This window comes from Plantactinospora sp. CNZ320, assembly GCF_002846275.1.
In genome coordinates, this window is sequence record NZ_PJMP01000001.1 from 4,902,945 (window position 1) to 4,926,083 (window position 23,139).

General features: G+C 71.7%; 28 protein-coding genes. 19 read left to right on the forward strand and 9 right to left on the reverse strand.

The window, feature by feature from the left end:
- The first annotated feature begins 9 nt into the window (after positions 1–9).
- Complete coding sequence (locus CLT71_RS21820) at positions 10–927, forward strand: DUF5926 family protein (RefSeq protein ID WP_486483386.1); 918 nt, start codon at positions 10–12, stop codon at positions 925–927.
- A 49-nt stretch (positions 928–976) separates the two neighbouring features.
- Here the strand turns inward: CLT71_RS21820 and CLT71_RS21825 are convergent, their stop codons facing one another.
- Positions 977–1,771: an NAD(P)H-dependent oxidoreductase gene (locus tag CLT71_RS21825; RefSeq protein WP_101368740.1), complete on the reverse strand. Its 795-nt coding sequence runs from the start codon at positions 1,769–1,771 to the stop codon at positions 977–979.
- 132 nt (positions 1,772–1,903) lie between these two features.
- Between CLT71_RS21825 and CLT71_RS21830 the strand changes: the two genes are divergently transcribed.
- A complete protein-coding gene (locus CLT71_RS21830; protein ID WP_101368741.1) occupies positions 1,904–2,767 on the forward strand; it encodes an MmyB family transcriptional regulator in 864 nt (287 codons plus the stop codon).
- A gap of 16 nt (positions 2,768–2,783) precedes the next feature.
- Here CLT71_RS21830 and CLT71_RS21835 read toward each other — a convergent pair whose 3' ends face one another.
- Complete coding sequence (locus CLT71_RS21835; RefSeq protein ID WP_101368742.1) at positions 2,784–3,512, reverse strand: TetR/AcrR family transcriptional regulator; 729 nt, start codon at positions 3,510–3,512, stop codon at positions 2,784–2,786.
- 132 nt (positions 3,513–3,644) lie between these two features.
- Here CLT71_RS21835 and CLT71_RS21840 point away from each other — a divergent pair, with 132 nt between their 5' ends.
- The 5 genes from CLT71_RS21840 (at position 3,645) to CLT71_RS21860 (ending at position 7,304) form a co-directional block, all read left to right on the forward strand.
- A complete protein-coding gene (locus CLT71_RS21840) occupies positions 3,645–5,066 on the forward strand; it encodes a DHA2 family efflux MFS transporter permease subunit (RefSeq protein ID WP_101371672.1) in 1,422 nt (473 codons plus the stop codon).
- Between the two features lie 31 nt (positions 5,067–5,097).
- A complete protein-coding gene (locus CLT71_RS21845) occupies positions 5,098–5,331 on the forward strand; it encodes a helix-turn-helix domain-containing protein (protein WP_199187675.1) in 234 nt (77 codons plus the stop codon).
- Complete coding sequence (locus tag CLT71_RS21850; protein ID WP_101368743.1) at positions 5,331–6,041, forward strand: Clp protease N-terminal domain-containing protein; 711 nt, start codon at positions 5,331–5,333, stop codon at positions 6,039–6,041. Before CLT71_RS21845 ends, CLT71_RS21850 begins: the two co-directional genes overlap by 1 nt.
- A gap of 38 nt (positions 6,042–6,079) precedes the next feature.
- Complete coding sequence (gene merB / locus CLT71_RS21855) at positions 6,080–6,754, forward strand: organomercurial lyase (protein WP_101368744.1); 675 nt, start codon at positions 6,080–6,082, stop codon at positions 6,752–6,754.
- A gap of 160 nt (positions 6,755–6,914) precedes the next feature.
- Positions 6,915–7,304 carry a RidA family protein gene (locus CLT71_RS21860; protein ID WP_101368745.1) on the forward strand — a complete coding sequence of 130 codons (390 nt, stop codon included), beginning with the start codon at positions 6,915–6,917 and terminating at the stop codon, positions 7,302–7,304.
- A gap of 78 nt (positions 7,305–7,382) precedes the next feature.
- Here CLT71_RS21860 and CLT71_RS21865 read toward each other — a convergent pair whose 3' ends face one another.
- A complete protein-coding gene (locus CLT71_RS21865) occupies positions 7,383–7,586 on the reverse strand; it encodes a DUF397 domain-containing protein (RefSeq protein WP_101368746.1) in 204 nt (67 codons plus the stop codon).
- The gene (locus CLT71_RS21870) at positions 7,576–8,352 is read right to left on the reverse strand and encodes a Scr1 family TA system antitoxin-like transcriptional regulator (RefSeq protein WP_143743533.1); all 777 of its coding nucleotides are present in this window, start codon (positions 8,350–8,352) and stop codon (positions 7,576–7,578) included. The genes CLT71_RS21865 and CLT71_RS21870 overlap by 11 nt, the downstream gene beginning before the upstream one ends.
- A 305-nt stretch (positions 8,353–8,657) precedes the next feature.
- Here CLT71_RS21870 and CLT71_RS21875 point away from each other — a divergent pair, with 305 nt between their 5' ends.
- Complete coding sequence (locus tag CLT71_RS21875; protein ID WP_101368748.1) at positions 8,658–8,945, forward strand: flavin reductase; 288 nt, start codon at positions 8,658–8,660, stop codon at positions 8,943–8,945.
- Between the two features lie 30 nt (positions 8,946–8,975).
- Here CLT71_RS21875 and CLT71_RS21880 read toward each other — a convergent pair whose 3' ends face one another.
- Positions 8,976–10,184: an arginine deiminase gene (locus CLT71_RS21880; protein ID WP_101368749.1), complete on the reverse strand. Its 1,209-nt coding sequence runs from the start codon at positions 10,182–10,184 to the stop codon at positions 8,976–8,978.
- Positions 10,185–10,348: 164 nt separating this feature from the next.
- Here CLT71_RS21880 and CLT71_RS21885 point away from each other — a divergent pair, with 164 nt between their 5' ends.
- The 6 genes from CLT71_RS21885 (at position 10,349) to CLT71_RS21910 (ending at position 15,481) form a co-directional block, all read left to right on the forward strand.
- Complete coding sequence (locus CLT71_RS21885; RefSeq protein WP_101371674.1) at positions 10,349–11,086, forward strand: hypothetical protein; 738 nt, start codon at positions 10,349–10,351, stop codon at positions 11,084–11,086.
- A gap of 176 nt (positions 11,087–11,262) precedes the next feature.
- On the forward strand, positions 11,263–11,760 hold the full coding sequence (locus CLT71_RS21890) for a hypothetical protein (RefSeq protein WP_101368750.1): 498 nt from the start codon (positions 11,263–11,265) through the stop codon (positions 11,758–11,760).
- A 165-nt stretch (positions 11,761–11,925) separates the two neighbouring features.
- A complete protein-coding gene (locus tag CLT71_RS21895; RefSeq protein WP_101368751.1) occupies positions 11,926–12,315 on the forward strand; it encodes an ACT domain-containing protein in 390 nt (129 codons plus the stop codon).
- A gap of 88 nt (positions 12,316–12,403) precedes the next feature.
- Positions 12,404–12,952 (forward strand): hypothetical protein, encoded by a 549-nt coding sequence (locus CLT71_RS21900; RefSeq protein WP_486483387.1) that lies wholly within the window; start codon positions 12,404–12,406, stop codon positions 12,950–12,952.
- A gap of 9 nt (positions 12,953–12,961) precedes the next feature.
- The gene (gene pheA / locus CLT71_RS21905) at positions 12,962–13,918 is read left to right on the forward strand and encodes a prephenate dehydratase (RefSeq protein WP_101368753.1); all 957 of its coding nucleotides are present in this window, start codon (positions 12,962–12,964) and stop codon (positions 13,916–13,918) included.
- 171 nt (positions 13,919–14,089) lie between these two features.
- Positions 14,090–15,481 (forward strand): carbohydrate-binding domain-containing protein, encoded by a 1,392-nt coding sequence (locus CLT71_RS21910; RefSeq protein ID WP_101368754.1) that lies wholly within the window; start codon positions 14,090–14,092, stop codon positions 15,479–15,481.
- Between the two features lie 61 nt (positions 15,482–15,542).
- On the opposite strand, the gene CLT71_RS21915 is transcribed toward CLT71_RS21910, so the two are convergent.
- The 3 genes from CLT71_RS21915 to CLT71_RS21925 form a co-directional block, all read right to left on the reverse strand.
- On the reverse strand, positions 15,543–16,271 hold the full coding sequence (locus CLT71_RS21915; protein ID WP_101368755.1) for an AIM24 family protein: 729 nt from the start codon (positions 16,269–16,271) through the stop codon (positions 15,543–15,545).
- A gap of 82 nt (positions 16,272–16,353) precedes the next feature.
- Positions 16,354–16,695 (reverse strand): metallopeptidase family protein, encoded by a 342-nt coding sequence (locus tag CLT71_RS21920; protein WP_101371675.1) that lies wholly within the window; start codon positions 16,693–16,695, stop codon positions 16,354–16,356.
- Positions 16,696–16,857: 162 nt separating this feature from the next.
- Positions 16,858–17,289 (reverse strand): OsmC family protein, encoded by a 432-nt coding sequence (locus CLT71_RS21925; RefSeq protein WP_101368756.1) that lies wholly within the window; start codon positions 17,287–17,289, stop codon positions 16,858–16,860.
- 139 nt (positions 17,290–17,428) lie between these two features.
- Here CLT71_RS21925 and CLT71_RS21930 point away from each other — a divergent pair, with 139 nt between their 5' ends.
- From CLT71_RS21930 to CLT71_RS21945, 4 genes are all read left to right on the forward strand, one after another.
- A complete protein-coding gene (locus CLT71_RS21930; RefSeq protein ID WP_101368757.1) occupies positions 17,429–18,262 on the forward strand; it encodes a hypothetical protein in 834 nt (277 codons plus the stop codon).
- A gap of 79 nt (positions 18,263–18,341) precedes the next feature.
- Positions 18,342–19,598: a serine--tRNA ligase gene (gene serS, locus CLT71_RS21935; RefSeq protein WP_101368758.1), complete on the forward strand. Its 1,257-nt coding sequence runs from the start codon at positions 18,342–18,344 to the stop codon at positions 19,596–19,598.
- A gap of 152 nt (positions 19,599–19,750) precedes the next feature.
- Positions 19,751–20,572, forward strand: a complete 822-nt coding sequence (locus CLT71_RS21940; protein ID WP_101368759.1) for a Cof-type HAD-IIB family hydrolase — start codon at positions 19,751–19,753, stop codon at positions 20,570–20,572.
- The gene (locus tag CLT71_RS21945; RefSeq protein WP_101368760.1) at positions 20,572–21,447 is read left to right on the forward strand and encodes an HAD family hydrolase; all 876 of its coding nucleotides are present in this window, start codon (positions 20,572–20,574) and stop codon (positions 21,445–21,447) included. The genes CLT71_RS21940 and CLT71_RS21945 overlap by 1 nt, the downstream gene beginning before the upstream one ends.
- A gap of 97 nt (positions 21,448–21,544) precedes the next feature.
- Here CLT71_RS21945 and CLT71_RS21950 read toward each other — a convergent pair whose 3' ends face one another.
- Complete coding sequence (locus CLT71_RS21950) at positions 21,545–22,147, reverse strand: bacterial proteasome activator family protein (protein ID WP_101371676.1); 603 nt, start codon at positions 22,145–22,147, stop codon at positions 21,545–21,547.
- Positions 22,148–22,285: 138 nt separating this feature from the next.
- Between CLT71_RS21950 and CLT71_RS21955 the strand changes: the two genes are divergently transcribed.
- Entirely contained in the window at positions 22,286–23,137 is an 852-nt protein-coding gene (locus CLT71_RS21955) for an alpha/beta hydrolase (RefSeq protein WP_101368761.1), read from the forward strand.
- Positions 23,138–23,139 lie beyond the last annotated feature (2 nt).

The following is a 23,139-nucleotide window of genomic DNA, read 5'->3' on the forward strand; positions in this document are numbered from 1 at the left end:
TGTCTCGCCGTGGGCAAGCGTCGAAAGAGTTCCCGGTCCGCGGTCGCGGACGCCAGCGGCTCCGCCAGCGGGGAGAACCAGACCGGCAAGCGGGTGAAGGTACGGGACATCTTCGTACCCCGCCCCTTCGAAGGGCTGACCGACGAGGTGGAGTGGATCGCGCTCCGGGAGCTGGTGCCGGCGGCCTCGGCCCCGCTGACCCTGGCGCCACACCTGATCGAGGAGTACGGCGACCGCCAGGTCACCCTGGCCACCGTGCTGCCGATGGCCACCCCCGCGATCAGCAAGGCGGACGGCCGGGTCATGATCGGCCTCCAGCGCCACGTGCAGTCCGGCGACGTCTCCCGGGACCTGGCCGAGGCGCTGCTCTGCGCGCTGCGCACCGAGCCGGGGGGTACGGTCTCGGTGCCGGCGCTGCCCGGTGAGGGACCCCGGCTGCCGGACGTGATCGTCGACGGGCCGCTGGACATCACCCTGCACGACGGGTTCGAGTTCTGGCTCGATCCGGGTGCGGCCGACGATCCCAACGTCAAGGCGTCGCTGGAGCGCGCCGACGCCTCCATCTACCCGACTGTCCGGCTCGGTGCCGCGCCAGCCGCATACTGGTGCCAGGTCAGCGACAAGAGCCACGTCCGCTGGGTACTCCCCGACGACGAGGACGCCGCGCTGAACGCCCTCTCCCGGATCTCCGCCGCCGGTGAGCTGCCGCTCGGCCCGCAGACGAAGTTCGCCGGGATGTTCAGGGCACACGGTCGACTGGTACCCGTCTGGGACCTTCCCCGGGACGCCGCACCCGACTCCTGGGAGGCTCCGCTGGCGGACTTCGCGAAGCGGTACGCCGCCGCCCTCGCCGAGCCGGCCCCGCTGGACGCCGCCGGCCGCCGGGCCAAGCAGGGCCTGCTCGGCCGCCAGCTCACCCTCCGCTGACGCCACCCGCACCGAAAGCGGCCGATCAGACCCCGGAAACGATCGTCGCTCAGCCAGCCGGCCGCAGGTGCAGGTGCAGTCCGTCCGTTCCCGCCACCTTCACCCCTGGCAGTAGTCGCATGTCATGGTCGTAGTCACCGCCGACGAGTGACCGGAAGGCGACCGGCTCGTCCGTGAAGAGCCCGTCGAGCCGTCGCCCGTACGCCTGCTTCGCCGCCTCGAACTGCTCGTCGGACACCTTGAGCGAGCTGTACACGGCGAACGGCTCGAGCGGAGTCATACCGGTGAACCAGAACAGGCCGTGCTGGATCGGAAAGAGCAGGTCTGCCAGCCGTCCGTGGATGCCCCGGTCGGTGAACGCCGTCTCCCGGGCGCCGGCTGTCACCGACACGAGTGCGCGGCGCCCGGCCAGAGCGCCCTCGCTGTAGGGGGGTGGAACCGTCGGACCGTGGGCGAACTCAAGTGTGAAGACCCGGTCGATCCAGCCCTTCACGATGGCGGGCGCCGAGAACCACCACATCGGGAACTGCAGGATCAGCGCGTCCGACCAGCGCAGCTTCTCCTGCTCCGCGGCGATGTCCGGCGACAGGCGCCCCGCCAGGGTGGCTTCCCCCGACACGGCCAGCACGTCCAGTCGGCGCTCCGGCAGGTAGTCGAGGAAGTCGTCCGCGTCCACCTGTGCCTTCCACTTCATCGCGTAGAGGTCGGAGACCTGGACCTCGTGTCCGGCCGCGCGCAGTCGCTCGACCGCGAAGGCGGTCAGCGCGGCGGTCAACGAACGGGGGTCGGGATGGGCGCTGACGATGAGGATCTTCCGCCGAACGGCGGCGTTGGCTTCGGTCATGCCGCCAGATTCCGTCAGGTCGGGCCGGGTAACCAGGACCCGGTTCAACCGGAGGAACGGTGATCCTGGTGTTGTCAGTACCACCGTCATGCGTGTTCGGTGCCTCACCTGGACCGCCGCATACTTGAGTCCATGGCAGTCGAAGGCGTCCGGTGGGGACTCGGCGGCTTCCTGCGGGCCCGGCGGGAGCGTGTCGCACCGGAGCACGTCGGGCTCACCGCCGGGCGACGCCGCCGGGTACCCGGGCTGCGCCGCGAGGAGCTGGCCCAACTCGCCGGGATCAGCGTGGACTACTACGTACGCCTGGAACAGGGCCGGGCCGGTCAACCGTCCGCCGAGATCCTCGACGCGCTGGCCCGAGTGCTCGGCCTCGACGCGGCGGAGCGGCAGCACCTCGGCACCCTGGCCACCGCCCGACGCGGTCCGGCTCCGCGGGCCGAAGCCGCCCCCCTGATCTGGCGGCTCCTGGACGATCTCACCCGCTCTCCGGCGGTCGCCGTGAACGACCGGCTCGATGTGGTGGCCTGGAACAGGCTGGGCGCCGAGCTGCTCGGCGGTCTGGCCGAGCCGCGCCGCCGCGACCCCAACCAGGCCAGGTACCTCTTCCTCGACCCAGCCGCCCGCGACCTCTACCCCGAATGGGAGGACCGGGCCACCGAGACGGTGGGGCAACTGCGGGTCGCTACCGGGCGGTACCCCGATGACCCGGATCTGACCGCCCTCGTCACCGAGTTGTCCGCACGCAGCGCCGACTTCCGCCGGATCTGGGCTGCCGGCGTGGTGACGATGTGCACGGCTGGACGTAAGCGCCTGCGGCATCCGGTGGCCGGGCCGCTCACCCTGGACTACACGACGATGCAGGTGCCGGTTGGTCCCGGCGTGACCGGCCTGGTGCTGCACGTGTTCAGTGCCGAGGAGGGCAGTCGGGAGGCCCACGCCCTCGCCCGGCTGGCGCAGACCGTGGCGGAGGCGGACAGGACGACGCCGGTGGCCTAGCGCCGAAGATCTGGTATCAGGCCGCGTCGGTCGGCTTTGCGGCGTACGCCCGCAGGAATGTGTGCACCGCGGCTCCGGCGAGGGTGCGAAGTTCGGCGACGGTCACGGGCCGGGTACCGAGCCGGGCGCGCCTGTCCAGCGGACCCGTCAGCAGGGCGAAGAACTGTTCCGCCGCCAGGAGCGGGTCGTGGGTGTGCAGGTGCCCGGCGACCGTGAGCCGGGCGAGCCGGTCGGCCAGGGCTTCGGTGACGCGGTCGACCGCCCGGGTGTGGATGATGTCGAGCAGCTCGGGGAACTGGTTGATCTCTGCGGCGAGCAGTCGGCGTAACGCCCAGGATCGGTCGTCGCAGTAGCACTGGAGCAGCCGGAGGCCGACGGCTTCCAGCGTGGCAGGCAGCTCCCCGCTGCCACGGTCGACGAGCTTCCCGACCGCGGCGGGCTTCCCGCCCTCGGCGGGCTTCCCGACCGCAGCGAGGTTTTCGACTCCGACGAGTTTCTCGACCGCGGCGAGGTTCTCGGCCAGCGCCTGGTCGGCGGAGGCCGCGACGGCTTCGCGGAGCAGGGTCTCCTTGTCGCCGAAGTGGCTGTAGACGGTGGCCTTGGCCACGCCCGCCTCGGCCGCGATGACGTCCACCCCGGCATGCGCGTAGCCCTCTCGGGCGAAGACGGTGAATGCGGCGTCCAGGATCGCCTGTCGCTTGTCGATCCGGCCCCGCGCGGAGGCGGCGGCACCTGCTGCACGCACCTCGTCAGCATAACCACCGTTCACTCAACCAGACTGATGAGTCTAGTTAATCAGTCGTGCTAGTCTGCGAACTCGCTGGACTGGAAAACCAGACCGGCGAGTCTAGCCATGGACAGGGACGAGGACGGGGACATGACGACGACACCTGACGACCGCTTCGATCCCGTACTGCGACGCCGGATCGGAGTGATCCTGCTCGGCGGGGCACTGGGCATCCTGAACAGCACGATGGTCGCGGTCGGGATCGACCAGTTGGCCGGCGAGTTCACCACCTCGCTCGCCACGGTCGGCTGGGTGTCGACCGGCTTCCTGCTCGCGGTCACGGTGACCATTCCGGTCACCGGCTGGGCGGTGGACCGCTTCGGTGGCAGGCCGATGTGGCTCGTCGGCCTCGGACTGTTCCTGCTCGGCTCGCTCGGCTGTGGGCTGGCCTGGAACGTCGAGAGCCTGATCGGGTTCCGGGTGCTCCAGGGCATCGGCGCCGGCATCCTCGACCCGCTCGTGTTGACCCTGCTGGTGCGCGCCGCCGGCCCGCGTCGAGCCGGACGCGTGATGGGACTGATGGCCGCCGTCCTCTCCCTCGGCCCGGTGCTGGGGCCGGTCGTCGGCGGTGTCGTACTCCAGGGGATGGGCTGGCGGTGGATGTTCCTGCTCAGCGTGCCGCTCGCCGGGCTCGCGATCGTCCTCGCCCGTCGGGTCATGCCCGCCGACCCGCCGGAGCCGGAGCAGTCAGGGGTACGGCTCGACGTGCTCGGCGTCGCGCTGCTCGGTCCCGGCTTCGCCGGCCTGCTGCTGGTGCTCTCCCAGACCGCCGACCGAGCCGAGTTCCTCGTCTGGCCGGTACTCGTCCCGCTGGTGGTCGGTGTCGCCCTGCTCGCCCTCTACGCGGTGCACGCCGCACGCAGTACCCGGCCGCTCGTCGATCTCGGGCTGTTCACGCGTGGCGGCTTCGCGGCGAGCGTTGCCGTCATGGCGCTCACCGGCATGGCGATGTTCGCCAACCTGGTGGTGCTGCCGCTGCACTTCCTCCAGGCCGGCGGGCACGGTGCACTGGTGGCCGGGCTGCTGGTCGCACCACTCGGCGTGGGCTCCGCCGTCGCCGCGCCACTGGCCGGCCGGATCAGCGACCGGATCGGGTCCCGGAACCTCGCGCTGGTCGGTGCAGGCGTGGCGGCGCTGGCCTCGTACACCTTCACCTGGGTCGGTCCGGAGACCGGCGAGGTCTGGTTGGTCGTCGCCGGCCTGGCCGTCGGGGTCGGGTTGGGTTTCGTCGGCCCGCCCGCGATGGGCTCGCTGTATCGCACCCTGCCGGGTCCGTTGGTGCCGCAGGGCAGTTCCGTGCTCTACATGCTCAACCAGCTCGGCGGTTCGATCGGCGTCGCCGTCGTCGCGCTCGTCCTGGACACCGCCGGCCGAGGGCTGGCCGGTTTCCACGCCGTGTACTGGTTCCTGACCGGCTCGACCGTCGTCCTGGTGGCCGTCAGCGCCCTTCTGCCGGGGCGGCCCAGCGCCGATCCGGCCGACGAGAAGGCGGACGCCGTCAGCATATGTTGACGGTGCGCCAGCGTCAGCATATGCTGACGACATGTCCGCGATGGCCGATCTCGACCGTGCCGTGCACGGCAGCGACCCCGACGTCGCCCTGCGGGCCGTCGCCCGGCTGCGGCGCCTGGTCGAACAACTGGAGGCCGAGCACGTCGCGGCGGCCCGCCGGGCCGGCTGGTCCTGGCAGGACATCGCCGTCCGGCTGGGCGTCACCAAGCAGACCGTGCACCGGAAATACCGCCACGACGAATACCGCCACGACCAGGAGGGCTGATGTTCCGAGGCGATCACCCCGAACTCCGTCGTACGGTGACCCGCGCCCTGGGCGTGGCACGTGAACTCGGCCACCCCCGGGCCGGCAGCGAGCATCTGCTGCTCGCCCTCACCGCCCCGGGGCACACCATCGGCGCCCTCCTCGGCCGGCACGGCGCCACCGAGGCGGCCGTCCGGGAAGCGGTACGCCGGGCCGCGCCGCTCGGCGCCGGAGCCGCCGCCGACCGCGACACGCTGGCGCCCCTCGGCATCGACGTGGACGGACTTCTGTCCCGGCTCACTCCGGGCGTACTCGACCGGGCGACCGCAGCCGAGCCGCTGCTGCCGTTCGGATCGGCCGAGGCACGGCGGCGATGCGCCCGAACGAGCCCACCGCTGGGGCTCGACGCCCAGGCCGCGTACGAGGCGTCACTCCGACTCGCCCTCGCCCGTCGGGACCGCGAACATCGGCCGGAGCACCTCGCCCTCTGCCTCGTCGCGCTCGACCCCGGCGTGCGGTGGGTGCTGGATGCCGTCGGCGTGGGCGCCTCGACAGTGCTCGCCGATCTGGCCGACGCCTTCCCACCGCCGTCACGCAACCCGCTGCTGCGCGCCGAGCGCCGGATCGGCCGACGGGCACGCGGCCAGGACCTCATCCGGCGCTACCAGCGCACGACCGGGCGTACGGTCACCTCGGGCGGAGCGATCGGCACACTCATCTGCCCATGCTGATCGATCCAGCCGGATTCACCTGCTGCGAAGATGCCGGAATGGATCTCGAGGAGCTACGGCTCGCCGTCTATCACTCGTTCGCCCGGTTCGGCCGTGCGCCCGGGACCGACGAGCTGGCCGAGCGGTTCGGGCTCGACAACGGAACGGTGCAGGACGGGTTGACGGAGCTGGCGCGGGCCCGTCACCTCGCTCTCGACCGGGCCGGCCGGATCGTGATGGCACACCCGTTCTCCGCCGTACCGCTCGGTTTCGCGGTGATGGGCGCCCGGACCCTCTGGTGGGGCGGCTGTGCCTGGGACTCCTTCGCGCTGCCGCATCTGCTGCCCGAGGAGGGCGAGGTCCTGGTCTCGACCAGATGCCCGGCGTGCTCGCGCCCGCACGCCTGGAACGTCGGCACCGAGCGGCCACCCGCCGGGGACCAGGTCGCGCACTTTCTGGTACCGGCCTCGCGGATGTGGGACGACGTCGTGCACACCTGCCGGCACCAGCGCCTGTTCTGCGCAGAGTCCTGTGTCGACTCCTGGTGTCGGGCGACGAGCGCGAAGCGCGGCTGTGTGCTGGACCTCGGCACCCTGTGGCGGCTCGCCTCGCACTGGTACGACGGGCGCCTCGACCGTGGCTACGTCCGGCGTGAGCCGTCCGCGGCCAAGGAATACCTGCGGTCCGTGGGACTCGTCGACACGTTCTGGGGTACCGGACCCGACCCGGTGTGACGGGCAGCGGCCGGTGGGCGTGGCGGCTGTTGCCGGTGCGCGTGGTGCCACGATGTCACCTTGGTGACACCCTGGCACCACGTCGACCGGGCATCACGCCCGCCCGGGCGGTCGGCAGCCGATTTGGACGTCTGATCGCTGGCCGCCTAGCCTTCCGCGCATGACGGAGCGACGTGCGATCCTCAGTGGCTCGACCTTCGAGGAGCAGATCGGCTATGCCCGCGCCGTGGTCGACGGCGACTGGGTGCACGTGTCCGGGACGACCGGATTCGACTACGCCACCATGACCATCTCCGACGACGTGGTGGAGCAGGCCGAGCAGTGCCTGCGCAACATCGAGGCCGCGCTGACCGAGGCGAAGTGCAGCTTCGCCGATGTGGTCCGGGTGCGCTATCTGCTGCCCGACCGGGCCGACTTCGAGCCCTGCTGGCCGACGCTGCGTCGCGCCTTCGGTGAGGTCCGGCCGGCCGCCACGATGCTCGTCTGCGGCCTCGCCGACCCGCGGATGAAAATCGAGATCGAGGTGTACGCCCGGCGAACCACCGGGTAGCAGTTCGCGCCCGACCCGAGGCACACGAAGACGGCCCCCGGCAGAGCGCCGGGGGCCTCGTCTGTCGGGACAGGACGGTCAGCCGACCCGATCGATCTGTTTCGCCAGCTCGACGAACGCCTGCCAACCCGCCGGCCCGAAGGCCAACGTGCCTCCGTCACGATCCTTGCTGTCCCGCACCAACACCCGACCGGGCAGGTTGTCAGCCACCTCGACACAGGCACCCTGGTTGGAACTGCTACGGGTGCTCTTGCGCCACCGGGGCGCCACGTCACTCGTCATCGTCAACCGCTCTCTTGAGAAGGTCCCTTGACGGCTGCACCGGTAGGGCAAGCCCGCTGACAATCTCCCACGATACTTCCAACTGGTCGAGATCTCCGCCGTCCGTGACCAGCCGACCCTGGAGCTGGTCGTCGACGTAGCCGGCCCGCCGGTTGGCGGGGAGCGTCGCCAGCACGAACGCACCGGCCAGGCCGGCATGCAGGCCGGCGGTGCGCGGTACCACCAGAACCTGGACCTTCGGTCGCTGGCTGAGTTCGAGCAGGTGTTGCAGTTGTGCGCGGCGCAGCTCGGGCGGCCCGAAGGTCAGCGCGAACTCGCTGACGATCGCCGACAGCGTCGGCGGCTTCGGGCGGTCGACGGTGGCGGCCAGCCGCTCCCGCCGGACGTCGATGGCCCGGTCGACCACCTCATCCGACAACCATCCACCGTGCAGCACGGCCCGGGCGTACTCCTCGATCTGGAGCAGGCCCGGCAGGAGCAGCGGCTCCCACCAGCGGAGCAGGGTGGCGCGTTCCTCGTGTTCGGTCCACGGGCGCAGCCAGGGCGGTCGGGCATCTTGCCGGGCCCGGGCTGCGGCCTGCTGGATCTCGTCTCCGCAGTCGAAGAACCGGTCCAGCCTGGCGGCCGTCTCGGGTTGGGGGATGAGCCGGCCCTGCTCGATCGCGGCGATCAGCGACGCGCTCACCTTGACCGCCCTGCCGAGTTGCGCCTGGGTCATCCGGCGGCCGAGCCGATGCCTTCTGAGGACTTCCCGAAGTTCATTCACGTACTACTCCCACATCTAGGAGGGAACGCTACAGATGTCTATATTGCTGGGCGCTCATCTTCCACTACCCGGAGTCAGGAGTCCAGGCTGGAAGGCAGGTGAACCGCCCGGCCCCCCGTGACCTTCCACCCGGGCGGAACACCAACGGGGGCGGTGCCGGAACCCGAACCGGCGCCGCCCCCGTCCACATCCCTGGGACCGGAAGGCAGACAGATGAGACCCGCCGCAAGGTCACGCCGGGCCGCCCCGGAGCCCACTCCCTCGGGCGGAAACACCACGCCCGGCCCAACACGAGGGCGTGACCGGTGATCGGGCCGAACGCGCGCTGGGAGCGGTTCGCCGCCCGGCGACGCAGGCGCGAGCGGGAGGTCGGCGGGCACTTCCCGTCCGAGACCTACGACTGTCGCGAGTGCGAGCATCCCTGGCCCTGCCCGCAGGCACGACTGTCACTGCTCGTCGGCTTCGCGGGCGACCGGGTCGGGCTGATGATGTACCTCGGTGCACACCTCGCCCGCGCACTTGAGGTGCTGCCCGACCGGCACCCCACGCTGATCGTCGGCCAGCTCCTGCACTGGATCCCACGCCGCCACTGAGGCGCCGGCGGGTCCGGCCAGGACTGGCCGTCAACCCCGCCGCAGCGGCTCCCGGACGAGCGGGCAGGACATGCAGCGGGGACCGCCCCGACCCGAGCCGAGTTCGGAACCGGCGATCGGGATCACCTCGATGCCGGCCCGTTCCAGTTGGGCGTTGGTCTCCACGTTCCGCTCGTACGCGACGCAGAGCCGGGGCGCCAGCGCCAGGGTGTTGTTGCCGTCGTCCCACTGCTCGCGTTCCGCCGTCACCGGATCCAGGCCGGTGTCAATCACCCGGAGCGTGTCCAGGTCCATCGCGTCGGCCGCCGCCCGCAGGAACGGCGCCGGCCCGTCGAGCTGGAGATCGCCGTCGGCACCGGCCACCACCGTGTACGCCGAGAGCGTGTCGGCGATGTTCGCGTACATGAGTACGGCGTCGACGTCGACCATGGTGCAGATGGTGTCCAGGTGCATGGTGGCCCGCTCCTGGGCGATCGGCACCACCAGGATGGTGTGCGCCAGTCCCGCGTCGAAGACCCGACGGGCCAGCCGTTCCGCCCCGGCCGGGGTGGTGCGCTCGCCGACCCCGACCGCCAGTACCCCGGGGGCGAGCAGCAGTACGTCGCCGCCCTCCAGGTGCTCCAGGCCCGGTCCGTACACGAAGGAGGTGCCGGCGAACCGGGGGTGGTGCCGGTAGATCGCGTTGGTCAGGCTGGTCTCCCGGCCCCGGGCGGGCATGGCCAGGCTGGTCACCGCGACGTGGTCACCGATCCAGGTGGAGGAGTCCCGGGTGAAGAGCAGGTTCGGCAGCGGGTCGATCACGAAATCCAACCGGTCCATCAGCCGGTAGACCAGGCCGCCGCCACGGCCGCCGAGCCGCAGCTCCTCGTGGGCGAGCCCGGCGATCAGCACGTCGGCCAGCGCGGCCGGATCGAGGTACGACAGGTGCTCCGTCACCCGGCGGCGCAGCGTGTCACCCAGACGGGTGTCGGCGAGTATCCGCTCGGTCATCTCGGACCGCGCGTCCGGCACGGCCAGCGTCTCGGCGAGTAGGGTTCCGATGTAGAGCACCTCGACGCCGCGCTCGGTCAGCGCGGCGGCGAACGCGTCGTGCTCCTCCTGTGCCCGTCCGACCCAGGGGATCGCGTCGAAGAGCAGCGAGTCGTTGTTCCGGGGCGTGAGTCGGGCGAGTTCAGGTCCCGGGCGATGCAGAAGCACAGTGCCGAGCCGGCCGACCTCACTGTCCACGAAATGGGTCATCCTCGCAGCGTAGGGCAGCACTTGGCACCATCCGGGAAAAAGGGCTTCGGATGAATGGGGCATTCATCCACACTCACTCCGGTGCTTCGACTTGCCGCTCCCTAGTACTGGCCACGTACCGTAGTGAGGAGATAACTTCGAGGGACCTTTTGCCGGAGGTCACGATGACTGTCTTTTCTGCACGATCAGCGGTTCCCGCCGCCCGGGCCCTTCCGCCCGCGCCGGTCAACCAACTTCCCACCCTGGAGGCCGTCCGGCCGACGCCGATGGACTGGGCCCGTCGGCGCCGGGCGGAACGGGACGCCCGCCGCATCGAGGCGGCCGGGGCACGGGCACTGAGCCGACTCGACCATCTGGGTCCATCGTGGCACGTGGTCGAGTGGCCGCGCACCGAGCTGACCGAGTCGAGCCTGCTCGACCTGGACTACCGCTCCCGGGACGAGCGCGCGGGCTTCCTCGCGATCGGTCCCAGTGGCCTCTTCGCGGTCACCGTGGCCGACCACGGCCGGTCCCGGGTCCTGATCGCCGGAGACGTCGTGCAGATCAACGGCAAGCGCCCGGCGTACGTGTCGGAGGCGCGGCGGGACGCGAAGCGGGCCGCCAAGGCGCTCTCCAACGCCGTCGGGCTGAACATCCCGGTCACCCCGGTGCTGACCTTCGTCGGCTCCGGGGTGATCAGCGTTTACGGACTGCCCAAGGAGTGCCTGGTGGCGACCCACCGGGAACTCGACCGGCTGCTCGTCGCGGGCGGCAACCGGATCAGCGCCGCCACCGCGGAGAAGCTCTCCCGGGTCGCCCAGTCCCCCGCCACCTGGCTCAACGCACCGTACCGGTCAGCGGCGGACTACCGGTGGTACGAGGAGGGCCGAACGGCCGCTGACAAGCACGCCGGTCGCCGGTAGCGTCACCAGCCGACGCCACCCGTCGGGCGGCGCCCCGTCGCCGCCCGAGCGTGCGCGAGGGGTGGGCCGAGCCGACGGGGGGACTGCGGGATGCCCGACCGGCCGGCGGTCGCGGGGGTCGCGCCCCCGGTAACCACCGGCTAGCGTGGGGCGTGGTGTGGCAAATAGGAGGCGCGGTGGCCCACGTCGAACTCTCGATCTCGGAGGCGTTCCCGACGCCGGTGACCCCGTCACTGGGGCACGGGCCCACCGGCTTCGACGACGCCGACGGACGGGTTCACCTCGACGGGTTCACCCGGTGGTCCGAGACGGTCTCGACAGCCGCCGAGCCATGCCTGCTGATCGACCGGGAGACCACCATCGCGGCGGTCTCGCCGTCCTGCTGTCAACTGCTCGGCCTCGGCGCCCCGCTCGACGCGCTCGGCCTCCCGCTGCTCGACAGCGACCTGCGGCTGCTCGACTTCACCGCCGCCCGGGGTGAGCTGACCGAGCAGGAGGTCGAGAAGATCCCTCCGCTGCTCGCCCTGCACTCGGGCCGGCTCGCCCGGGGCCTGCTCCGGGTGCGCCGCGCCGAGGCACAGCGACCGAAGGCAACCACCGTGGACGCGATCGCCACCCCGATCCTCACCGACGGCCAGGTCGCCGGCTCGCTCACCTTCTTCGCCGAGGTCTGACCACCGCGTCGCCGAGGTCTGAGCAGCGCGGAGTGTGACCGGCGCCTCTCGGACCGTGCCGCGTGCCCTTCGCGGCGTTCGCCGGGCAGGTGACGCTCGTCGCGATCGGGCCGATCGACGGCCGGCGGTGTTGGACCGCGACCACGCTGACCGTAAGGTCTCCTCATGCTGGACATCGCTCTGCTGCCGGAGGAGTACGCCGTGTGCCGGCTGCCCGCCGGCTCGACGGTGCCGGCCGGCCTGCTGAGCCCGCCCGTGGACTCCGGCGTCCTGTCGGTGACCCGGAGCGGCTCCGAACTGTCGATCATCTGCCGGGCCGACCAGGTTCCGGCCGACGCCACCGTCGAGACCCCGTGGCGCTGTCTCCAGGTGGCCGGCCCGCTCGACCTGGCGCTGACCGGGATCCTCGCCTCGCTGGTCGTCCCGCTGGCCGACGCCCGGGTCAACATCGTGGCGTTCTCGACATTCGACACGGACTATCTGCTGGTCCCCTCGGTACGGCTCGTCGAGGCGCTCGCGGCGCTGCGCCAGTACGGGCACCGGATCACCACCTGAGGGGTGCCCGGTCAGGCCGACGCCCTACCATTGGCGGACCATCCGCCCGCACCACCCACGGCAGCCACCTATGCCCGAGGATCCGGCCGTGCCCCGTTCCCCGTCGCCCGAGCCCACCACGGGCCGGCTCCGCGCCGTCGGCGCCCTGCTCGGTTGCCTGACCCTGACCTGCTGTCTCGCCCTGGCAGCCTGTGGAGTGCCGCCCGAGCTGCGGGAGCCCCGGGCCACCCCCACCCGGCCGACCCCCACCCCGACGGTCGGTCCCACAGGTACGCCGACGCCCGCTCCGAGCCTGTCGCCGACGCCGGCACCGAGCCCCACCGCCCTGGTCGCCTGCCCGGCCGGCCGGCCGAGCCGGGACCAGGTGACCGCGCTGCTGCGGCGTACCGCCAACCTGCCCCGGTCCGGCCAGGTCACCTTCCAATCCGGGCCGCTCTGCGTGCAGGACTGGCAGTACAGCGTCGTGACGGTGGCGAACCGGGAGCCGTTGCAGGCGGTGACCCGGGGTCGTCCCGGCAACCTGCGACTGGTCACCGCCGGCACCGACGTCTGCACCATCACCGTCCGGGCCGAGGCGCCGGCCGCACTCCGGACGACGGTGTGTGACGCGCCCCCGCCGGTCTTCGGCGGTTTGTAGGCTGGCGGCATGCCCGGAACACCGCCGACCCGATTCGTCTACCTCGGGCCCGAGGGGACCTTCGCCGAGCAGGCGCTGCGGACGATCCCGGCCGCCGAGCGCGGCACCCGTACGCCCGCGCGCAGCGTCCCGGAGGCGCTGGACGCGGTCCGGGCCGGTGACGCCGATGCCGCACTCGTGCCGCTGGAGAACTCCATCGGCGGCGCGGTGGCGGTGACCCTCGACGAGATGGTCGACGGCGAGCCGCTGGTGATCACCCGTGAGGTGGTGCTGCCTGTCGAGTTCGTCCTCGCCGCCCCGCAGGGTCGGACCCTCGGGCAGGTGCGGACCGTGGCGGCCCATCCGCAGGCGTCCACCCAGTGCCGCCGGTGGCTCCGCGAGCACCTGCCGGACGCCGTGGTGGTGGACGTGCTCTCCAACGCCGCGGCGGCGCTCGCCGCGACCGACGGCCAGCAGGACGCCGCGATCTGCGCGCCGATCGGCGCCGCCCGGCAGCGGCTCGACGTACTCGCCGACAAGATCGCCGACCACGACGACGCGGTGACCCGGTTCGTGCTGCTCAGCAGGCCGGGACCGCCGCCGCCCCGGACCGGTGACGACCTGACCTCGCTCGCCGTGTACATCGCGCACGACCGGGTCGGCGCACTGCTCGCCGTGCTGATGGAGTTGGCGGTACGCGGGGTCAACCTGACCCGGATCGAGTCCCGGCCCACTGGTGAGGCGCTCGGCCGTTACGCGTTCTTCCTCGACTGCGCCGGACACGTCGCCGACGACCGGGTCGGCGAGGCGCTCCAGGGGCTGCGCCGGATCTGCGCCGAGGTGCGCTTCCTGGGGTCGTACCCGAGGCATCGCGGGACCACGGCGGTGGCCGACGCGCCGGTCCCGGCGCCGGCCGGGCTCTCCGACGTCGACTACGCCGACGCGGCGGCCTGGCTCGCCCGGCTGCGGGCCGGCGAACTCAGCTGAGTCTCAGGCGACATCCGGCGAGGTGTCAGGCATCGCCCAAGACGCCCTCATTCATTTACACTTGTCGATGGACACTCCTGGTTCATCAGCGGTTCACGTTCCGCCGCCGGTGTTCGAGGCACCCCCACCTCGCCTCGGTCCAGCCTCCGTCCCCGACAGACAGGACCGCTCATGACATCCGCGGTACGCCGGATCATCCTCGCCGGAGGGCTCGCCACCGCCCTGCTGGCCGGCCCGCTCGCCGTCGCGGCCGTCGCCGCCCCGAACGCCACGATCACCCTCAACGGGTCCGGTGCGAGCGTCTCGGGCAGCAACGTCACCGTCTCCGGCAGCGCCGTCACCATCACGGCCCCCGGCTCCTACCAGATCAGCGGCACGCTCAACGACGGCTACGTCGAGGTGGACAGCACCGTCACCGGAAACGTCGAACTCGTGCTCAGCGGCGCCTCGATCACGAACTCGACATCCGCCCCGCTCTACGTCACAAACGCCGACGCGGTCACCGTCACGCTGGCCGCCGGGACCAGCAACAGTCTCACCGACGCGTCGACGTACACCAACACCGGCGAGCCGGACGCCGCGCTGTTCAGCGCGGCCGACCTGACCATCGGCGGCACCGGATCACTTGACGTACGCGCCAACTACGCCGACGGGATCGTCAGCAAGGACGACCTGGTCATCGACTCCGGCACGATCACGGTCAACGCGGTCGACGACGCCATCCGGGGCAAGGACTCGCTCACCGTCAACGGCGGCACCATCAACGTGACGTCGAGCGGCGGCGACGGGCTCAAGTCCAACGACACCGAGGCCGGCAAGGGCGTCGTCACCATCACCAACGGCACCATCACCGCAGCCGTCGCCGACGACGCCGTCAAGGGCGAGAACGTCCTGGACATCACCGGCGGCACCATAAACGTGACCAGGTCGACCGAGGCGCTGGAGGGACTCCGGACGACGATCAGCGGCGGCAGCATCAACGTCGTGGCGAGCGACGACGCGGTGAACGCCGCCGAGGAGGGTCTCGGGCACATGGTCCCGTCCACGATCGCGTTCATCCGGGTCACCGGCGGCACGATCGTGGCCACCGGCGGGACCGACGGCTTCGACTCCAACGGGTCGCTTCTCTTCGAGGGCGGCACGGTGGTGGCGAACGGCTCCAGCACCATCGGCGGCGGTGAGGGCGCGCTGGACGCCGACGGGCCGATCACCTTCACCGCCGGCACGGTGGTGGGCGCCGGCCTGACCTCGCTGGCCGTGTTCCGGACGGTGCCGAACACCGGTCAGGGCTGGGTGGCCCCCCGGTTCAGCACCACCCTCGCCGCCAACACCATCGTGCACGTCGTCTCCGGCAGCACGGTACTGGCGTCGTTCCGGTCGTCACGGACGATCCGGGAGGTCGTCTTCTCGTCGAACCGGATCACGAACGGCCAGCGGTACGACATCTACACCGGGGGCAGCGTGAGCGGCGCCGGCATCGGCGGCTACCACGACAGCGGCAGCATCACCGGTGCGACCCGGGTGTTGACCGGGGTCACCGCCGGGCGGTACGGCCGGTTCTGAACCGGCCGTACCGGCCTGGGCCGGAGGCGCCCCGTCCGGGACGGGCGCCTCCGGCATCCGGTCAGTCCATCAACTGGTTGAGCAGTCCGCCGCCACCGCCCTGCTCCTGGCGGCCCATGCCCTGGATCGGCGGCTCCTCGGACGGCTGGACGATCACGAATCCCTGGCCGGCGAAGCTCATCGTGAACGCCTCACCGGTACGCCGGCCGAGCAGCGTGCCGAGGCCGAGCTGCTCCGCCCGGTGGTAGCCGGTCTGCAGGCTCGCCGACCAGGCGACCGCGGCCTGCGGGTCGACGTACGTCGGCGCGTCGACGTTGAGCACCACCGGAGTGCCCTTGGTGGTGATCGCGATCCGGCCGTAGCCGGTGAAGACGCAGTTGAACAGGCCGGACGACGACATCATGCCGGCGCCGCCGACCATCTTGATGTCGTACTGGAGGGTGGAGTCGAAGGCGAGCACGCTGGAGCCGTTGATCGACAGCGCGTCGCCCGGCTCCAGGTCGATGATGTGCACGTCCGCCGCGTAGTCGGCGAGGAAGACGTCACCCCGGCCGGTGATCTTCATCAGCGGTACGCCCTCGCCGGTCAGCTTCTGCTTGAGAAACTTGCCGAGCCCGCCCGAGCCCAGTGCCTGGAACTGCACCTGCCCCTGGTACGCGACCATGGAGCCGACCCGGGCCATTGCCTCGCCGTTGAGTTCGATTTTCAGCATCTTGGAGTTCTGCAGCCGCATGCCGGGCTGGTGTGACTCCTTCTCCAGGTTCTCTGCCGAGAACAGCGAGCTGCGCATCACTTTCCTCCTGACGGGTGGAGGACCGAGGGTAGGCAACCGGCGCAACAAGACAGCCTCCGGGGGTACCCGTTCTCGCAGGTCAGGCCCAGCCGAGGTCGTGCAGCCGGTCGTCGTCGATGCCGAAGTGGTGGGCGATCTCGTGTACGACGGTGATCGCGACCTCGTCGACGACGTCGTCCTCGTCGTCACAGATCCGCAGGATCGGCCGGCGGTAGATGAAGATCCGGTCGGGCAGCACCCCGGCGTAGTCCCAGCCCCGGCTGGTCAGCGCGTGGCCCTCGTAGAGGCCGAGCAGTTCGGGGCCGTCCTCCGGCGAGTCGTCCTCGACCAGGATGACGACGTTGCTCATCAGGTTGAGCAGTTCCTCCGGCACCTCGTCGAGGGCCTCGGCGACCAGTTCCTCGAAACGCTCGCGGCTCATCTCGACCGGCACCAGCCAATTGTGCCGTACCCGGGCCGCGACGGTCGGGCCACCGCGTCGACGGTCGCGATGATCAGGGCCGGCGGCGCCGCTCTCGGCGACGTACCGCAGCGGCGACCTGACCACCGCGACCGGGAGACGGTCGGAGGGGTTTCGCCGGGATCAGGCGGAGAGGCGCGCGTTCAGCGAGATCTCGGCCCCGGGCGAGAGCAGCCGGGAGATCGGGCAACCCGCCTTGGCGGCCTCGGCCAGCTTGTTGAACTCGGCCTCGTCGATCCCCGGCACGTCGCCGACGGTGTCGAGGTCGATCCGGGTCACCGTCATCCCCGCGTCGGTCTTGTCGAGGTGCACCTGCGCGGTGGTCTCGACCGAGGTCGGCGTGAACCCGGCGTCGGCGAGGGCCTTGGAGAAGGCCATCGAGAAGCAACCGGCGTGCGCGGCCCCGATCAGCTCCTCCGGGTTGGTGCCCTCGCCCTCCTCGAAGCGGGACTTGAACGAGTAGTTCCCCTGGAACCCGCCCTTGCCGGTGCGGATCGTGCCGGAACCTTCGGTGAGATTGCCCTGCCAGCGGGCGGATGCGGTGCGGATAGGCATGCTGCCGACGCTAGCTCATGGCGACCGGCGGCGCGACGACCCCGGCCAAGACGCGGGACCACCGCGACCTCGGTACGGGTCCGGCACCCGGGTGCTGTGCCATCATCGATCCAGGAGTCCGCCGTGGAAGGGGTCAGCGATGCCCGACGACGTCTCCATCCCCCGCCAGGACACCCCGGACGACCGTCGGGACGGTCGGCGGGCGGAACCGGCCCGGTCGGGCGACGGGGCGAGGACCACGGACGGGGCGGAAACCACACCGGACGGTGCCAGCGTCGTGTCGTGGGGCGACCGCCCGCGTACCGGCGGACGGGCCGGGCTCGCCCTGCACCGGCTCGGCCAGGACAGTCGCCTGGTGCTGGTGATCGGTGTCGCCGGGGCGGCAGCCGTCTTCGCCTCGCTGATCAGCGACTGGGCGGTCACCAGCATGACTGTCGAGGGGGCCGAGAACGTCGTCGCGCTGGGCAGCGGGGTGGCGGACATGTCCGGCTTCGGCACGGCGTACCTGGTCGGGGTCTTCGGGGTGCTCGGCTGCCTGGCGCTGGTCCTCTTCGGCTCAGCCGGGATACGCCACAACGCCCGGGTCGCCGGGCTGGCCGCGGCCGGGGCGATCCTCGGGGTACTCCTCGCCACCACCGGCTCGCTCGACACCCTCGGCGACCGCTGGCAGATGTACGGCCAGCTCGACGGGATGGTCATCGAGTACGGCCAGGGCCTGGTACTCGCCTACGTCGGCATCGGCGGGCTCGGGCTGGCGCTGCTGCTCGCCGGGCGGTTCGTCCGGCGCGACGCGGTCGACCCGGCGCCGGCCGCCGGGCCGGGCGCCCCGACCGGTCCCGTGCCGGCGGAGGAGTCCGACTGGCCGTGGCGCCGCCCCCGCACGGCCGGCGCGATGGAGGAACCCGACGATGACGACGGCCGCCCGCCGCCGATCGACCTGACGGTGACCCCGACCAAGCCGTTCACGTCCTGAGCCGCTCCCCGGTCGCGGGGAGCCGGACGGAACTATCTCGATACACCTTCGCGGCCCCGCACCGGTAGGCTCGGTTCCCGTGATTGACCTGCGTCTGCTCCGCGACGATCCGGACACCGTACGTGCCAGCCAGCGTGCCCGTGGCCAGTCCGAGTCAGCGGTCGACGACCTGCTGCGCGCCGACGAGGAGCGGCGGGCCGCGGTCGGGCGCTTCGAGGCGCTGCGGGCCGAGCAGAAGCAGCTCGGCAAGCGGATGCCGAAGGCCGACCCGGCGGAGAAGGCCGGGCTGCTCGCCCGGACCAAGGAACTCTCCACCGAGGTGAAGGCGGCCGAGGCGGCGGTCGGCGCGGCCGAGGCGGCGCTGCGCCAGGCGCAGTACGCGATCCCGAACGTCGTCGAGCAGGGCACCCCGCCCGGCGGCGAGGACGACTTCGTGGTGCTCCGCGAGGTCGGCACCCGGCCCGAGATCGAGAACCCGCGCGACCACCTGGAGCTGGGCGAGGCGCTCCGGGCGATCGACGTCGAGCGCGGGGCGAAGACCTCCGGCAGCCGGTTCTACTACCTGACCGGGGTGGGGGCGCTGCTCCAGCTCGGCCTGCTGCAACTCGCCGTCGCCCAGGCCGTGGAGTACGGCTTCATTCCGACCATCACCCCGTCGCTGGTCAAGCCGGAGGCGATGGAGGGGACCGGGTTCCTCGGCTCGCACGCCAGCGAGATCTACCGGCTGGAGGCCGACGACCTCTTCCTGGTCGGCACCAGCGAGGTGCCGCTGGCCGGTTACCACTCGGGCGAGATCCTGGACCTGGCCGAGCCGGTCCGGTACGCCGGCTGGTCGTCCTGCTACCGCCGCGAGGCCGGCTCGTACGGGCGGGACACCCGGGGGATCATGCGGGTGCACCAGTTCGACAAGGTCGAGATGTTCTCCTACTGCCGCCCCGAGGAGGCGCACGCCGAGCACCTCCGGCTGCTGGCCTGGGAGGAGGAGATGCTGGCCAAGGTCGAGCTGCCGTACCGGGTGATCGACGTGGCAGCGGGTGACCTGGGCAGCAGCGCCGCCCGCAAGTACGACTGCGAGGCGTGGGTGCCGTCCCAGGGCCGCTATCGGGAGGTCACCTCGACCTCGAACTGCACCACCTTCCAGGCCCGCCGACTGAACGTGCGATACCGGGACGATCAGGGCCGCCCGCAGACGGCGGCGACCCTGAACGGCACTCTGGCCACCACCCGCTGGCTGGTACCGATCCTGGAGAACCACCAGCAACCGGACGGCTCGGTACGGGTCCCCAAGGCCCTCCAGCCGTACCTCGGCGGCCGGGACGTGCTCGAACCGAAGTGATCCACTCCGGTGCGGAGCACTTCACACAAAAGACATGGAGCACCCTCAGAAGGTGAGATACGGTTGCTGCCCCGTCACCGCCGGCCCGGCCCGGTAGTGACAGGATCCGGCAGTCTTCCGAGCGCGGCGGGTGGCGGGGTGGAGGAGGAACCATGCCCCGACCCGGGTTGCCGAAACTGATCGCCACCGACCTCGACGGCACGTTGGTGCGTACCGACGAGACCGTCTCGGCGTACACCCACGAGGTGCTGGACCGGGTCCGGGCCGCCGGCATTCCGGTGGTGGGTGCCACCGGGCGCGGGCCCAGGCTCACCGAACTCACCCGCAACGACATCCGGGCTGCGGACTTTCTGGTGATGGCCGGCGGTGGCCGGGTGGTCGACCAGACCGACCCGGCCGGGCCGGTGATCCTGCGGGACGAACGGCTGCCCGGCGCGACCCTGACCGAGTTGCTCCGGGTACTCGAGGCCGAGGTCGGCCCGCTGACCGTGATGGTCGAGGCGCTGGACGCCCCGGGTGCCCCGCTCTGGGGCGATTTCGACGCGGTCTGGCCCTATCCGGAACGGTTCGAGGCGCGCTCCCGGGTCGACTGCCTGGACGGCGACGTGATCAAGGCGTTCGCCCGGACCCCCGACCACGACGTGGACACCCTGCTCGAAACCGCCCGCCGGGTCGTACCGGCGGAACTGGCCTCGATCACCCAGGCGGGCGTCGGCTTCATCGAGATCTGCCCGCCCGGGGTGGACAAGGCGACCGGGCTCACGGTGGTGGCCCAGAGCCTCGGCGTCGACCCGGCCGAGGTGCTGGTCTTCGGGGACATGCCCAACGACCTGCCGATGTTCGAGTGGGCCGGCTGGGGCCGCGTCGCGGTCTCCAACGCCCACCCCACGGTACGGCGGGTCGCCGACGAGGTGACGCTGCGCAACGACGACGACGGGGTGGCGGTCTACCTCGATCGGCTACTCTCGCGTTGATGGGACGACTACCCCGACTGGTGGCCACGGATCTCGACGGCACGCTGCTGCGCTCGGACCAGACGGTCAGTCGGCGTACGGTCGAGGCGATCTCCCGGATCTCCGCCGAGGGCACCGGCGTCGTACTCGTGACCGGCCGCCCGATCCGCTGGCTCCCGCGCGTCTACGAGCAACTGGACCAGCCGCTACCGACGGTCTGCGCCAACGGCGCCGTGGTGTACGACCCGGTCACCGACGAGGTGCTCCGGGCCGATCCACTCGCGCCCGACCTGCTCGCCGAGGTGGTCCAGCGGCTCCGTGCCGAGGTGCCCGGGGTGACCTTCGCGGTCGAGGTGACCGACGGCCGCGAGTTCCGGCACGAGGTGGACTATCCGCTGCGCTGGGACCGGGCCTACCCCGACATCCGGATGATCGAGTCTCCGGCCGACCTGCACGCCGTACCGGCGGTGAAGCTGCTGGCCCGGGCCGGTGCGCAGGACCCGGACGCCTTCGTCAAGGTGGTGGCCGGGGCGCTGGCCGGGCTCGCCGAGGCGACCCACTCGTCGTACAGCGGGTTGATCGAGATCTCGGCGGCCGGGGTGACCAAGGCGGCCGGGCTGGCCTGGTACTGCACCCGGCACGGGGTGGACGCCGCCGACGTGGTCGCCTTCGGGGACATGCCGAACGACGTACCGATGCTCACCTGGGTCGGTCGGGCGGTGGCGGTGGCGAACGCGCACCCGGCCGTACTCGAGATCGCCGGTGAGGTGACGGTAAGTAACGAGGAGGACGGGGTGGCGGCGTACCTGGAGACGCTGCTCGACTCCGACCAGCCGGACGCTGCCGACGGCGCCGGGCCGGGCAACCAGGCCGGGGACCGGATCGGCTCGGCCTGACCCGCCGGGCACCCGCCACGCAGCTGTTCCCGACCCGGCCGGGCGGTTTCGCCCGGCCGGGAATGGTCGGTGCCCGGGGAGGCCGGGTGCCGGGGTGTTACAGGTACTGGCCGGGGCCGGGGCCCTCGCCGGATTGCCCGGGGTGGCCGCCCGGCATCCCCGGAAGCGTCCCGCCGGGGCCCATCGGCAGCGCCGGACGACCGCCGGAACGCATCTGCTCCAACTGCATCCGCGCCGCCATCTGCTGGGCGACAAGTGCCGCCTGGATGCCGTGGAACAGGCCCTCCAGCCAGCCGACAAGCTGGGCCTGGGCGATCCGCAGCTCCGCCTCGCTCGGCGCGGCGTCCTCGCCGAACGGCAGGGAGAGCCGTTCCAGCTCGTCCCGCAGCTCCGGGGCGAGCCCGTCCTCCAACTCGACGATCGACCGCTGGTGGATCTCCCGCAGCCGCTGCCGGCTGGCGTCGTCGAGCGGCGCGGCCTTGACCTCCTCCAGCAACTGCTTGATCATGCTGCCGATCCGCATGACCTTCGCCGGCTGCTCGATCAACCGCGCCGGGTCCTCGCCAGGCGTCTCACCGTCGGTCGGCACGGTGCCGACCGGGCGACCGTCCGGACCGACCACCAGCACGGCGCCGCCGGGTCGCTTCTCCGCCGGAGCCGAGTCGTCGTTCTCTTCCTGGGAGCGTGGCACGTGGGTCATGCCCACCATCTTCCCGTAACCACCTCCGCCGACACCCGCCCCCCACCCCGGCCAGCCCCGGTCATCGACGAGGCGGGCGCCGCGCGGCACAGCGGCCCCGCGCGGAGGTGGCGGCCCCGGCACCGTACGGTCGGCACCATGACCGAGGACGGCAACGCCGTACCGCCGGCCGACCCACGGGAGGTGCTGCGGCGACCGGCGCCGCCACCGGACCTGCGACTGCGGTACGGCGACGATCCCGAGCAGGTCGTCGACCTACGCCTGCCCGCCGAGGCCGCCGGTCCGGCGGGACCGCTGGTGGTGGTCGTGCACGGCGGCTTCTGGCGGGCCGAGTACGACCGCCGGCACACCGACCCGCTCGCCGCCGACCTGGCCGGCCGGGGTCACCCGGTGGCCCAGTTGGAGTACCGCCGGACGGGGCAGCCCGGTGGCGGCTGGCCCGGCACCCTCGACGACGTCGCGGCCGGACTCGCCGCGCTTCCCGGACTGGTTCGAGCTGTACTGCCGGCCGGCTCGGCGGCACCCGGCCCACCGCTGCTGCTCGGGCACTCCGCCGGGGGCCATCTCGCGCTCTGGGCCGCACTGCGCGCCCCGGAGCGGGTACGCGGGGTGCTCGCCCTGGCGCCGGTGCTGGACCTCGCCGAGGCGTACCGGCTCGACCTGGACGGCGGCGCGGTGGCCGCGCTGCTCGGCGGCGGTCCCGAGGACGTGCCCGACCGTTACGCGATCGCCGACCCGGCCCGCTCGGCCGCACCCCCGGTCCGGGTCTCGATCGTGCACGGAACCCTGGACCGGCAGGTACCGGTGGCGGCGAGCCGCCGGTACGCTGCCGGGGCGCACGACGCCGACCTGCGGTTCGTCGAGTTGCCCGAGTGCGAACATTTCGGGCTTATCGACCCGCTGTCCCGGGCGTGGCCAGCGGTGCTGGCCGAGTTACATTGGCTAGCTGGAAGATCAGGCGACATTGACGCAGCACCCCGTTCCCGGTAGAA